This window comes from Cereibacter ovatus (assembly GCF_900207575.1).
In the GTDB taxonomy this organism is placed as follows: Bacteria; Pseudomonadota; Alphaproteobacteria; order Rhodobacterales; family Rhodobacteraceae; genus Cereibacter_A; species Cereibacter_A ovatus.
In genome coordinates, this window is record NZ_OAOQ01000004.1 from 250,240 (window position 1) to 262,671 (window position 12,432).

At 62.6% G+C, this 12,432-nt stretch carries 14 protein-coding genes; 5 read left to right on the plus strand and 9 right to left on the minus strand.

The annotated features are described in order from the left end of the window. Positions 1 to 2 precede the first annotated feature (2 nt). Positions 3 to 356, plus strand: coding sequence for a YbaN family protein (locus CRO07_RS07440; protein WP_097030056.1), 354 nt, complete (start codon positions 3 to 5; stop codon positions 354 to 356). On the opposite strand, the gene CRO07_RS07445 is transcribed toward CRO07_RS07440, so the two are convergent. From CRO07_RS07445 to hemJ, 7 genes are all read right to left on the minus strand, one after another. Further along, the gene (locus tag CRO07_RS07445) at positions 331 to 1,236 is read right to left on the minus strand and encodes a ParB/RepB/Spo0J family partition protein (protein WP_176504508.1); all 906 of its coding nucleotides are present in this window, start codon (positions 1,234 to 1,236) and stop codon (positions 331 to 333) included. The two genes, CRO07_RS07440 and CRO07_RS07445, sit on opposite strands and share 26 nt — an antisense overlap. Continuing rightward, positions 1,236 to 2,051 carry a ParA family protein gene (locus tag CRO07_RS07450; RefSeq protein ID WP_176504510.1) on the minus strand — a complete coding sequence of 272 codons (816 nt, stop codon included), beginning with the start codon at positions 2,049 to 2,051 and terminating at the stop codon, positions 1,236 to 1,238. Before CRO07_RS07450 ends, CRO07_RS07445 begins: the two co-directional genes overlap by 1 nt. A 4-nt stretch (positions 2,052 to 2,055) precedes the next feature. Continuing rightward, positions 2,056 to 2,682 (minus strand): 16S rRNA (guanine(527)-N(7))-methyltransferase RsmG, encoded by a 627-nt coding sequence (gene rsmG / locus CRO07_RS07455; protein ID WP_097030058.1) that lies wholly within the window; start codon positions 2,680 to 2,682, stop codon positions 2,056 to 2,058. Further along, entirely contained in the window at positions 2,679 to 4,544 is a 1,866-nt protein-coding gene (gene mnmG / locus CRO07_RS07460; protein WP_097030098.1) for a tRNA uridine-5-carboxymethylaminomethyl(34) synthesis enzyme MnmG, read from the minus strand. The genes rsmG and mnmG overlap by 4 nt, the downstream gene beginning before the upstream one ends. An 11-nt stretch (positions 4,545 to 4,555) precedes the next feature. Further along, a complete protein-coding gene (mnmE, locus tag CRO07_RS07465; RefSeq protein ID WP_097030059.1) occupies positions 4,556 to 5,842 on the minus strand; it encodes a tRNA uridine-5-carboxymethylaminomethyl(34) synthesis GTPase MnmE in 1,287 nt (428 codons plus the stop codon). Positions 5,843 to 5,861: 19 nt separating this feature from the next. After that, positions 5,862 to 7,130 carry a transcription termination factor Rho gene (gene rho / locus CRO07_RS07470; protein WP_097030060.1) on the minus strand — a complete coding sequence of 423 codons (1,269 nt, stop codon included), beginning with the start codon at positions 7,128 to 7,130 and terminating at the stop codon, positions 5,862 to 5,864. A gap of 124 nt (positions 7,131 to 7,254) precedes the next feature. Further along, positions 7,255 to 7,719: a protoporphyrinogen oxidase HemJ gene (gene hemJ / locus CRO07_RS07475; RefSeq protein WP_097030061.1), complete on the minus strand. Its 465-nt coding sequence runs from the start codon at positions 7,717 to 7,719 to the stop codon at positions 7,255 to 7,257. A 417-nt stretch (positions 7,720 to 8,136) separates the two neighbouring features. On the opposite strand from hemJ, the gene CRO07_RS07480 reads away from it, so the two are divergent. The 4 genes from CRO07_RS07480 to dnaQ are packed head-to-tail and all read left to right on the plus strand — an operon-like array spanning position 8,137 to position 10,838. After that, a complete protein-coding gene (locus tag CRO07_RS07480; protein WP_097030062.1) occupies positions 8,137 to 8,730 on the plus strand; it encodes a Maf family protein in 594 nt (197 codons plus the stop codon). Beyond that, positions 8,727 to 9,566 carry a shikimate dehydrogenase gene (locus CRO07_RS07485; protein WP_097030063.1) on the plus strand — a complete coding sequence of 280 codons (840 nt, stop codon included), beginning with the start codon at positions 8,727 to 8,729 and terminating at the stop codon, positions 9,564 to 9,566. Before CRO07_RS07480 ends, CRO07_RS07485 begins: the two co-directional genes overlap by 4 nt. Continuing rightward, positions 9,563 to 10,156, plus strand: a complete 594-nt coding sequence (coaE, locus tag CRO07_RS07490) for a dephospho-CoA kinase (protein WP_097030064.1) — start codon at positions 9,563 to 9,565, stop codon at positions 10,154 to 10,156. The genes CRO07_RS07485 and coaE overlap by 4 nt, the downstream gene beginning before the upstream one ends. Beyond that, positions 10,149 to 10,838 (plus strand): DNA polymerase III subunit epsilon, encoded by a 690-nt coding sequence (gene dnaQ / locus CRO07_RS07495; protein ID WP_097030065.1) that lies wholly within the window; start codon positions 10,149 to 10,151, stop codon positions 10,836 to 10,838. Before coaE ends, dnaQ begins: the two co-directional genes overlap by 8 nt. On the opposite strand, the gene secB is transcribed toward dnaQ, so the two are convergent. Together secB and CRO07_RS07505 are read right to left on the minus strand one after the other, a co-directional pair. Then, positions 10,839 to 11,339 (minus strand): protein-export chaperone SecB, encoded by a 501-nt coding sequence (gene secB / locus CRO07_RS07500; protein WP_097030066.1) that lies wholly within the window; start codon positions 11,337 to 11,339, stop codon positions 10,839 to 10,841. A gap of 58 nt (positions 11,340 to 11,397) precedes the next feature. Continuing rightward, positions 11,398 to 11,889, minus strand: coding sequence for an FxsA family protein (locus CRO07_RS07505; protein WP_097030067.1), 492 nt, complete (start codon positions 11,887 to 11,889; stop codon positions 11,398 to 11,400). Between the last annotated feature and the right edge of the window lie 543 nt (positions 11,890 to 12,432).

Genomic DNA, 12,432 nt, shown 5'->3' on the forward strand with positions numbered 1-12,432 from the left:
GAATGCACTGGCTTTGGGTGACCGGCGGCCTGACGGCGCTGGGGCTTGGCATGATCGGGATCTTTTTGCCGCTGGTGCCGACGGTTCCGTTCCTGATCTTGGCCGCGTTTTGCTTTGCACGCTCGTCCGAACGGTTGCATCGCTGGCTTTTGTCGCACCCGGTGATGGGGCCGCCGATTCAGGACTGGGAAAGGTCCGGCGCGATCTCTTTGCGGGGCAAGAAGCTTGCGACCCTGTCGATGGTCGCGGTGCTGGGCCTGTCGGTGGGGATGGAGTTGCGGCCGACAATCCTGGCGATTCAGGCGGCGGTGTTGACCGTCACCGGGATCTTCATATGGACCCGTCCCTCGGCATGACCGAAAGCGCGCGGCAGAGCAGATCGAGATCGTCGAGCGTGTTGTAGCGGATGATCAGACGCCCAGCCTCACCCCCCGGTTCGTGATCGATGGTGACCGCCATTTTCAGATTGGCGGACAGATCCCCTTCCAACGCGCGGGTGTCAGCATCCTTTTCCCGGTTCGCGCGGGGGCCACTGGCCTTTGTCCGCTCGGGCGTGCCCTTTGCCAGACGCTCGGTATCGCGGACGGACAGGTTGCGGGTGATGACCTGACGCGCCAGTTCGGACGCGTTCGGCGTTGTAATAAGGGCGCGGGCATGGCCCGCCGTCAGCTTGCCTTCACGCAGCCAGCCCTGGACATCTTCCGGAAGTTGCAACAATCTCAGAAGGTTAGCGATATGAGAGCGGCTTTTTGACAAGGCTTCGGCAAGCTTTTCCTGCGTATGGCCGAAGCGGTCCATCAACTGACGATAGCCCATCGCCTCTTCGATGGCATTAAGGTCGGCACGCTGGATGTTTTCGATGATCGCAACTTCGAGAACTTCGGTATCGTCGAAGTCCCGCACAATCACCGGCAGGTCATGGACCTGAGCAAGCTGCGACGCTCGCCAGCGGCGTTCTCCTGCGACGATCTCGAACCGATCCGAATTGGGAAGCGGCCGCACGATCAGCGGCTGAATGACACCCTTCTGGCGAATCGATGCGGCCAGATCCTCAAGCGCGTCAGGGCTGAAATCGCGGCGCGGCTGGTTCGGATTCGGGACGATCTTTTCGACCGGCACCAACAGTTCCGGCCGGCGGGCACTCGCCTGCCCCGACGGGTCCACCTCGACCTGGATATCGGCCATAAGCGCCGAAAGGCCGCGACCAAGCCCGCGACGTTCCATCTTCTTCTCCATCAAATAACGGCTTCCGGCAGAGTCCGAACGAATCCGTGCCGGCGTGCAATTTCCTGCGACAACGCGCGATACGCTTCGCTGCCCTTCGAGGCGGAATCATAGGCCAGAACCGGCATGGCATAAGACGGCGCCTCTGACACGCGGACGTTCCGCGGAATCATTGTCTGGAACACAAGTTCGCCAAGATTTTGCCGGGCATCGCCTTCGACAAGCTGGGACAGGTTGTTTCGCTTGTCATACATCGTAAGCAAGACGCCCTCGATCCGCAGGCTGGTGTTTGCCGTCGAACGCACCTCGCGGATGGTCAGCATCAATTGCGACAGCCCTTCCAGCGCAAAAAACTCGCTTTGAAGCGGGACCAACACCGAATCGCAGGCAATAAGAGCGTTCACCGTCAGCAGGCTGAGCGAAGGCGGGCAATCGATCAGAACGTAGTCGAAGCCGAAGGCATCCATTGCTGGCTGGCGCAAGGCCTCACGCAGAAGCTGGCTGCGCTTTTCGTTCACCGCCAGTTCGATATCCGCAGAGGCAAGATCGGCATTGGCAGGGCAGATGAAAAGCCGGTCGGTTTTTGTGGGCAGAATGACATCGGCAAGATCCGGCCGATCCAGGATCAGATCGTACGATGTCAACTTCCGACGACCCGCATCGATGCCGAGGCCGGTGGAAGCATTCCCCTGCGGATCGAGATCGACCACAAGAACCTGCGCGCCCAGTTCCGACAAGCCTGCCGCAAGGTTTATGGCTGTCGTGGTCTTGCCCACGCCCCCCTTCTGGTTGGCGATTGCCATGATACGCGGGGGTGGGCGAAGCATCGTGTCAGACATGAACCAGTGCTTTCAACTTCAAGATGACGGCTTCGGGATCGGTGACGCTTGCGAACGTCTCAAGATCCATCTTCCAGTTCCGTCGCGCTTCCGCAACCTCTTCTGCGTAAGAGCCGCCCTTCGGAAACAGGCAGATACCGCCGGCAGCAATATGGGGTGCCGCCAGAGCGCAAAGCTTATCCAACGGCGCAAGCGCCCGTGCGGTGATGACATCCGCGGCCTGGGGTGGCAGGTTTTCGATGCGTGCAGCCAGCACCTGCGCGTTCAGACCAAGCGAATGGCATGCCGTTCGCAAAAAGGCCGCCTTGCGCTGGTCCGATTCGACAAGAGTAAAGCGCGCCTCGGGTGCACGCTGGTGTGCGAGAATGGCTAAAACGACGCCGGGAAATCCGCTTCCACTGCCAAGATCAAGCCATCGCTTTGGATTGGCCTGCACGAGCGGATAAAGCTGCATCGAATCCCGGACATGGCGTTGCCAGATTTCGGGGATCGTGGATTTTGCGACAAGATTGATCGCCGGATTCCATTTCACCACCAGCGTCACAAAATCCTGGAGCCGCTTCACTGTTTCACGTGAAACATCCTCACCCTTCAGGGCATCGTCGACTACACTGTTCATCCCGCGACCCTGTCGCGCTGACTGCGGCGAATGCGCGCCAAAATCAGGGTAAGGGCTGATGGGGTCATGCCTTCAATCCGCGCAGCATGAGCAATCGTCTCGGGGCGACCACGCATAAGCTTGCCTTTCAGCTCGTTCGAGAGGCCGGAAATGGCACCGTAGTCGAAATCGGAGGGAATCTTGACCGCCTCGTCACGCCGGAGCGCCGCCGCCTCATGCGCCTGTCGATCGATGAACTGCGCGTAGAGGGCATCCTTGGCGAGCTGCTCACGCACATCCCCTGGCAGGTCGCTGTAACCATCAACAAGACGATCGGCCGCCTCGACGCCTTCCGGTCCGAACGCCATGAGCGCAAAGGCCGAACGCCGATTGCCGTCCTGGCTGATGCGAACCCCGGCAGCCTCGATCTGAGCGGGCGTCAGGCTTGCCGCTTCGAGCAGCGCCCTGCCCTCGGCCAACAGCGTAGCCTTGCGCAGGAATGCATCCTGTCGACGACGCCCGACGCACCCAAGGCCCAGCGCGATCGGCGTCAGTCGTTGATCTGCATTGTCTGCCCGCAATGACAGACGGAATTCGGCCCGTGACGTAAACATCCGATAGGGCTCTGTCACTCCGCGGGTGGTCAAATCGTCGATCATCACGCCGATATAGCTATCGGCACGACCGAACAGCACTGGCGCACGCCCCTGCACCGCAAGCGCAGCGTTCAGGCCCGCCACCAGACCCTGTGCGGCGGCCTCCTCGTAACCGGTCGTTCCATTGATCTGCCCCGCGAAATAGAGGCCATCAAGCGATTTCACTTCCAGCGTCGGGCGCAACTCGCGCGGGTCAAAGTAATCATATTCGATTGCATAGCCTGGTTGCAGGATCGTCACCCGCTCAAGACCGCGGATCGTCCGAACATAGGATTCCTGAACCTCTGCCGGAAGCGAGGTTGAAATCCCATTGGGATAAACCGTCGGATCATCCAGCCCCTCCGGTTCAAGGAAAACCTGATGTCCTGTCTTGTCCGCAAACCGGACAATCTTGTCCTCAATCGAAGGGCAATAACGCGGTCCCACGCCGTCAATATGCCCGCCATACATCGCCGACCGATGAAGGTTGCTGCGAACAATATCATGCGTCGCCGCATTGGTATATGTAATGCCGCACGCAATCTGCTGCGCTTGCGGGGCGTGGCTGAGGAATGAAAACAACACCGGGTCATCATCGCCCGGCTGCATTTCCAAGCCCGACCAGTCGATGCTGCGCCCATCCAACCGCGGCGGCGTTCCGGTTTTAAGACGACCTCGTGCCGGGACGAGATCTGCCAGAAGTGTCGCAAGGCGTTCCGAGGGCTGATCACCCATCCGCCCGCCAGGGCGGCGGCTGTCCCCAATATGGATGGTTCCGTTCAGAAATGTTCCCGCAGTAAGAATGACCGCGCCCGCGCCGATACCTGTTCCATCGGCGAGCAACACACCGGAAACTCGACCAAGGTGAAGGCGAAGCTCCACCACCTCACCCTCGATAATCGTCAAGCCGTTCTGCGCAGCCAACGCCGCTTGCATGCCAAGCCGATACAGCTTCCGATCAGCCTGGGCGCGCGGCCCCTGGACAGCGGGCCCCTTCTTCCGGTTCAAAAGCCGAAACTGAATCCCCGCCGCATCAGCAACGCGGCCCATCAGTCCGTCAAACGCGTCGATCTCGCGGACAAGATGCCCCTTGCCCAGCCCCCCGATTGCGGGGTTGCATGACATGACGCCGATACCATCCCGCTTCAGAGTCACCAGTGCCGTGCGCGCGCCCATCCGGGCTGCGGCCGCCGCAGCCTCACAACCGGCGTGCCCTCCCCCGACCACGACAACGTCAAAATGTTTCACGTGAAACACCCTTACTTCCCGATGCAGAAGCTGGCAAAAATCTCATCCAGCAGAGACTCGACGTCCACGCGACCGACAAGCGAGTCAAGCGCACGGATCGCCCGCCGCAGATCTTCCGCCGCCAACTCTATCCGTTGCGCGCCTCTCATTACCTCAGACCTGGCTGATTCCATAGCCCCAATCGCCCGCTCAATCGCCAGACGATGGCGCTCTCGGGTAAAACTTCCGGCCGTCAGGGTCCGGTCCTGCAATCGTCGAGTGATCAGGGACACGAGATCCGACACCCCCTGGCCCGTCAGCCCGGAAACACCAAGGTCCGTCGTGGCAACCAGATCGGCTTTGGCCCGAACGAAAATGTCACCGTCCCGCGCTGCGACTCCTGACACAGCCCCAGGTTCATCCAGAAGGAAGACGCGCAGATCCGCGCCATTCGCCCGGGCCACGGCTCGATCTATGCCCAACTGCTCGATCGGATCGGTGGTCTGTCGCAGCCCGGCGGTGTCAAGAAGCGTCACCGGCAAGCCTTCAAGATCCATCCGAACCTCGATGACATCCCGTGTCGTCCCGGCAATCTCGGATGTAATCGCGGCCTCTCGCCGTGCAAGAGCATTCAGCAGTGTGGACTTACCCGCATTCGGGGCGCCAACAATGGCCACCTCAAACCCGTCCCTGACCCGCTCTGCAACCCGAGATCCAGCCGCCTCTTGCCGCATATTCGCCAGCAGGCCATCGATAAGTGCCAGAACCTCGGGCGAGACATCCACCGGAACGTCCTCATCCGCGAAATCAATGGTTGCCTCGATCAGGGCCGCTGACCGGATCAGATCCCGCCGCCAGGCTTCCGCCCGTGCGCCGATCGCGCCTGACAGAACCCGAAGCGCCTGCCGACGTTGCGCCTCGGTTTCGGCATCGATCAGATCGGCAAGCCCCTCGACCTGTGCCAGATCAAGCCGCCCATTTTCCAGCGCGCGTCGGGTGAACTCACCCGGTTCGGCCGGGCGCAGGCCCGGTTGCTCTGACAGGGCGCGTAGCACAGCGGCTACGATCGCAGGACTACCATGCAAATGCAGTTCAGCGGATTCTTCACCGGTGAAGCTGGCGCCATGGGAAAACAGCAACACAACCGCTTCATCCAGAACCTCACCGTTCCAGTGAAGCCGCCGCAGCGCGGCGCGGCGCGGCGCAGGCAATGCGGCACTGAAGGCCGCCACCGCCTCATGGGCCCGCGAACCGGAAAGGCGCAAAACCGCCACCCCGGCCTTGCCGCGTGCGCTGGCCAAGGCGTAGATCGTCTCCATCTCGAAAACCCGTAACAGGTCAGGTGTTCATCGAATCGAAGAATTCGGCGTTGCTCTTGGTTTGCCGCAGCTTCGAAATCAGGAACTCGATGGCATCGGTGGTTCCCATCGGGTTCAGGATGCGGCGCAGCACATAGGTCTTTTGCAGGTCTGACTTGTCGACCAGAAGATCCTCTTTCCGGGTACCGGACTTCAGAATGTCCATCGCCGGGAACACGCGCTTGTCGGCCACCTTGCGGTCCAGCACGATTTCCGAGTTACCGGTACCCTTGAACTCTTCAAAGATCACTTCGTCCATCCGGCTGCCGGTATCGATCAGCGCGGTCGCGATGATCGTCAACGAGCCACCCTCTTCGATGTTCCGCGCTGCGCCAAAAAACCTTTTCGGGCGCTGCAAGGCATTCGCATCGACGCCGCCAGTCAGCACCTTGCCCGAAGACGGCACAACGGTGTTGAACGCTCGGCCCAGACGGGTGATCGAATCAAGCAAGATCACCACGTCCCGCTTGTGTTCGACCAGACGCTTAGCCTTTTCAATCACCATCTCGGCCACCGCGACATGCCGCGTCGCCGGCTCATCGAAGGTCGAGGACACGACCTCGCCCTTGACCGAGCGTTGCATGTCGGTGACCTCTTCCGGCCGCTCGTCGATCAGCAGCACGATCAGATAGCACTCGGGATGGTTGGTCGCGATGGAATGGGCGATGTTCTGCAACAGCACTGTCTTGCCGGTCCGCGGCGGCGCCACGATCAGGCCGCGCTGGCCCTTGCCGATTGGCGCGACCAGATCGATGATCCGCGCCGAGCGGTCCTTCATCGTCGGGTCGTCCACTTCCATCTTCAGCCGCTCGTCGGGGTAAAGCGGCGTCAGGTTGTCGAAATGCACCTTGTGGCGCGCCCGTTCGGGATCGTCGAAGTTGATCCGCGTGACGCGCGTCAGGCTGAAATACCGCTCGTTTTCACGCGGGGCGACGATCACGCCTTCGATCGTGTCGCCGGTGCGCAACGAAAACTGGCGCAGGATCTCGGGCGAGACATAGATGTCATCCGGGCCCGGCAGATAGTTCGCCTCGGGCGAGCGCAGAAAGCCAAAGCCGTCCTGCAAGACTTCCAGCACCCCGTCGCCGCCGATCTCATAGCCTTCCTCGGCATGCTCTTTCAGGATCGAGAACATCATCTCGCCCTTGCGCATCGACGGGGCGTTCTCGATCTCCCATTCCTCGGCCATCGCCAGCAGGTCGGCCGGTGTCTTGGCTTTCAGGTCGGCAAGATTGAGGCGTTCGGTCATGGCGATCTGCCGTTACTGAAGGGGCCACGGACTGCGGCCGCCAATGGGATGCACGGGAAATGCAATGGGCCGGACGGCCCTGCAAGGCCGCACATAGGCGCACCGGGCCTTCGAGTCAATCGTCTTAGAACTCCCAGAAGTTCCACTTGGCCACGGCTGAGAACACGATCACCAGCATCAGCAGGGTCGGAAGCTCGTTCATCATCCGGTAGGTCCGCCCCGGCCGGGTGTTGGTTCCGGCCGCGAATTCCTTGCGCCGGGCGGCCAGCCACATGTGGAAGGCCGTCATCGCCACCACCGATCCCGCCTTGGTCCAGGGCCACAGCATCGACCAGTCGACGATCCCCGGCGTGAACACCAGCGCCAGCCCGAAGATCCAGGTCGAGATCGCCGCCGGGTTCATGATCGCCCGCAGCAGCCGCCGTTCCATCGTCTGGAACAGCGCATCCGTGTCGGTTCCGGTCTTCACCACCTCGGCGTGATACACGAACAGCCGCGGCAGGTAGAACAGGCCCGCCATCCAGGCCAGGACCGAGATCACATGCAGCGATTTGGTCCACAAATAGTACTCGGCCAGAAAAGTGCCCATCGTCGTCTCCTGCGGGTGGCGTGCACATCCTCTTAAGAAAAGAAAAGAGAGAAAGGAATGATGCAGTAGGGCGCAGGGATAACTGGATTTCGGGATCTGCCCCATGGGTTCTCCACAGGCTGCGGTCTGGGGGCAAAAGTGTGAATCGATGTGGACGATTTTTCACAGTGGTCGATTTACGCTGCTTGAACAGATGGTTGCGGGCTTGGTGTCTTGTGGATGACGTGCTTCCCATCTGTCCACGCCCTTGGGGTAGAGGAAAAACCCACGGCCATCACAAGCGTTTGTGCACGAGTGGACAACTCTGGCGCTTTGCCTGATAACAGGGGGGCTTGACGGCGCTTCGGACTGAAACGGCCCTGTTTGTGCCGGATTCGCCGTCAGGAACAGAAGCAGATTATCCACAGCATCCTCCCCATGCGTCTGATCCTTGCCTCTGCCTCGGAAACGCGGCTTCAGCTTCTTCGGGCGGCGGGCCTTCAGGTCGAACCGATGCCTGCGCGCATCGACGAAGACGGCATCCGCGCCGCGTTGGAGGCCGAAGGCGCCCTTCCCCGCGACGTGGCCGGTACACTGGCCGAGATGAAGGCGCAGAAACTGGCCGAACGCCACCGCGAGGCGCTGGTGCTTGGCTGCGATCAGGTGTTGGCCTTCGGCCCCGAGGTCTGGGGCAAGGCGCCCGACCCGGCCGCGCTGCGCGCCCAGCTTTTGCGTCTGCGCGGCCAGACCCATCGGCTGATTTCGGCGCTTGTGCTGTATGAGGCGAACCGCCCGGTCTGGCGCCATGCCGACGAGGTTCGCCTGACCATGCGCGACTTTTCCGATGACTGGCTGGATGGTTATATCGACCGGAACTGGGACGCCGTTCGTCATTCCGTCGGCGGCTATCATCTGGAAGCCGAGGGTGTGCGGCTGTTCTCGGCGGTGCAGGGCGACTATTTCACCGTTCTTGGCCTGCCGCTTCTGCCGCTCTTGAATTATCTCGGACAAAGAGGCTTCATCCCGACATGACCGAACTTGCACGCATTCCGCTGGCGGGGGTGATCGGATCGCCCATCGCCCACAGCCGCTCGCCGGCGCTGCATGGCTATTGGCTGAAGCGGTATGGGCTGAAGGGGCACTATATCCCGATGGATGTGGCGCAGGCCGACCTGCGCGAGGCGCTGTCGATGCTGCCACGGCTGGGGTTCGTGGGGCTGAACGTCACGATCCCGCACAAGGAAACCATCCTTGGCCTTGCCGATATCGTGACCGATCGCGCCGCACTGATCGGGGCGGCCAATACGCTGATTTTCCGCAAGGATGGCAAGGTTCACGCCGACAATACCGATGGCGCGGGCTTCATCGCCAACCTGCGTCAGCAGGCGCCCGACTGGGTGCCGCAGGCCGGGCCTGCCGTGGTCTGGGGTGCGGGCGGTGCGGCGCGGGCGGTGGTGGCCGCGCTGATCGAAGTGGGCGTGCCTGAAATCCGGCTGGCCAACCGCAGCCGTGCCCGCGCCGATGCTTTGCGCGCCGATTTCGGGCCGAAGCTGGTGGTTTCAGACTGGGTTCAGGCCGGCAATATTCTGGAAGATGCGGCGACGGTGGTGAACACCACCTCGCTTGGCATGGTCGGCAAGGCTGAATTCCGGGTGCCGCTTGATGCGCTCAGCCCGAAGGCGGTGGTTTCGGATCTGGTCTATACGCCGCTACAGACCGGGCTTCTCGCCAGCGCCGAGGCGATCGGCTGCCGGGTGGTGGACGGGCTGGGGATGCTGCTGCATCAGGCGGCACCCGGGTTCGAACGCTGGTTCGGCATCCGACCCGAAATCGACGAGGCCACCCGCGCGGCGGTGCTGGCACAATGACGCCGTTCCGGCTGGGCCTGACAGGCTCGATCGGGATGGGCAAATCCACGACCGCCGCCTTCTTTGCCGAAGCCGGCGTTCCGGTCTGGGATGCCGATGCCGCGGTGCACCGGCTTTACGCCGCTGGGGGCGCGCTGGTGGGGCCGGTGGGTGCGCTTTGCCCGGCCGCCGTGGTCGCGGGCGCGGTGGATCGCGCGGCGTTGCGCGACTGGATCGGGGCCGATCCGACCGCCCTTTCCCGGCTGGAATCCATCGTGCATCCGGCGGTGGCGGCCGACCGCGCGGCTTTTGTCGCTGTGGCAGCCGCCGATATCGTCGTGCTGGACATTCCGCTGCTGTTTGAAACCGGCGCCGAGGCCGGAATGGATGCCACGCTGCTGGTGACGGCCCCGCCCGCCCTGCAACGTGCCCGCGTGCTGGCGCGCGGCACCATGACCGAGGCACAGTTCACCGCCATTCTTGCCCGGCAGATGCCCGACCACGAGAAACGCGCCCGCGCCACCCATATCATCGAGACGCTTGGCCATGACGCCGCCTGCGCCTCGGTTCACGCCCTTCTTGCCTATATCCGGACCCTGCCCCATGCGTGAAATCGTTCTGGACACCGAAACCACCGGATTCGAGCCGTCAGAAGGCCACCGCATCGTCGAAATCGGCGCGGTCGAGCTGATGAACCACATGCCGACCGGTCGCACCTATCACCAATATATCAACCCCGAACGCCCGATGCCGGTCGAGGCGTTCGAGGTTCATGGTCTTGGCGACGAGTTCCTGCGCGACAAGCCGGTGTTCCGCGCCATCGGGTCCGAGTTTCTGGCCTTCATCGGCGAGGCGCGGCTGGTGATCCACAACGCCGCCTTCGACATGAAATTCCTGAACTTCGAACTGAAGCGCGTGGGTCTGCCCGCCCTGCCCTTCGACCGGGCGCTGGATACGCTGGCGCTGGCGCGGCAAAGGTTTCCCGGCGCGCCGGCCTCGCTCGATGCGCTGTGCCGGCGGTTTGGCGTCGACAACTCGACGCGCGAAAAGCACGGGGCGCTGCTGGACAGCGAAATTCTGGCCGAAGTTTATCTAGAGCTTGTCGGCGGCCGGCAGCCGGATTTCGGGCTGGCCCGTCTCGACAGCAGCCGGTCCGGTGGCGAGGCGGGCGAATGGCGCCCACGCCCGCGTCCGACCCCGCTGCCGTCGCGGATCACCGAAGAAGAAGCCGCCGCCCATGCCGCCTTTGTGGCCAAGCTGGGCGACGGCGCGATCTGGCTGAAGCGCGGCTGATCAGTTCGCCAGCGGCTGGGCGGCCTTCTGTGCCTCGGCGCGGCGGGCCAGCTCCATCCGGTAAAGCGCAAGAAAATCAACCGTGTCGATGTTCAGCGGCGGGAAGCCACCGTCGCGCGTCACGTCCGAGATGATCCGGCGCACGAACGGGAACAGCAGGCGCGGACATTCGATCAGCAGGAACGGGTGAAGCTGCTCTTCCGGCACGTTCTCGATATGGAAGATCCCGCCGTAATCCAGTTCCAGCAGGAACAGCGTGTCGCCGTTCGTCTTGTTCTTCGACGTGACCTTGAACTTCGAGATCACCTCATACTGGTGTTCGGTCGTGCGCTTGCGCGCATCAAGGCTGACCTGCACCTGAATGTCGGGCTGAACATCGGCGGTTTGAAGCCCCTTTTGGGCCACCATGTTCTCGAACGACATGTCGCGCACATATTGCGCCAGCACCTGCATCCGGACCTGCGGCCCGGCTTCGGCAGGCGCTCCATTGGCTTCGGTCATCGTGTCACTCCCTGCATCACGGCCTTTGGCGCAGATGTATCAGGTCGGTCGGGGTGGCTCAATGCCGCGTCCAACCCGAATCCCCCGGCGGGCGCCCCAAATCCCCCGGCGGGCGCAACGAGTCGCGCGGACCGGGATCGATCTCGTAATACTCGGCGTCTATGGGCTGGTCGCGACGGACCGTGCTCGTCTGAAATCCCGTGGCATGAACCCGGACATTGCGCCCGATCCGACGGATCAGCGCATGGCGCAGCGGCGGGATCAGCAAAAGCGCGCCCACCGTATCGGTCAGAAAGCCGGGCAGGATCAGAAGGCCCGCGGCCAGCGATATCACCGCGCCATCCGCCAAAGGCTTCAGCGGATCGATCCGCTGCGGCATCCGCAATGCGGTCTGCATCTCGACCCCTTGCCGGCGCAACAGAAAGATGCCCAGTGCTGCGGTGCCAAGGATCACCAGCATGGTGGCAAGCAGACCGATTGCGCCGCCGATGGTGACAAACAGCGCGATTTCGATCAGCGGCAGGGCAAGGATTGCCGCGATTGGCCACATGGGCGTTCTCCTTCTTGCAGCGCGACTTGGGCGGCGCGAGGGTGGACTTTGGTCGGCCCCTTCCCTGCAAAGGGAACGCGCGCTTATCCTTAAACGCGAGATGCTGGAGCGCGTGGAACCCATGCATGGGTTCGTTACGATTCAGACAAGGCCTATCAACCACGGACACCACCGCCCGACCCGGATTTCGAAGTAGATGAGCACGGCCGGACACACTGTCAACGGCCCGACCCTTCACGCGCGCGTTTTGCCCCGCATTGGCCTTTGGCACCGGCAATCAGGTCGTGGCCGGACCGGGTTCGCAGGGGTTACCCCATCTGACCAACCTCGGGCCAGGTGAAGCGCCCCGCGTCCAGATGAAAAGCAGGGCGGGGCCGCCGCAAGGCCGGGCCTTTTCCGCAAGCGCAGAGGTCGTCGCGCGGGGTGTCACCCATCCGGCGCCCGTCATGCACCTTTACGCCAAAAGGCTTGGTCAGCGCGATGGCCTGCCGTTCTGGCGCTCCTGCCCCACGGGTGCTGCGGTTGCAGGCGCAGGCCCCCTGC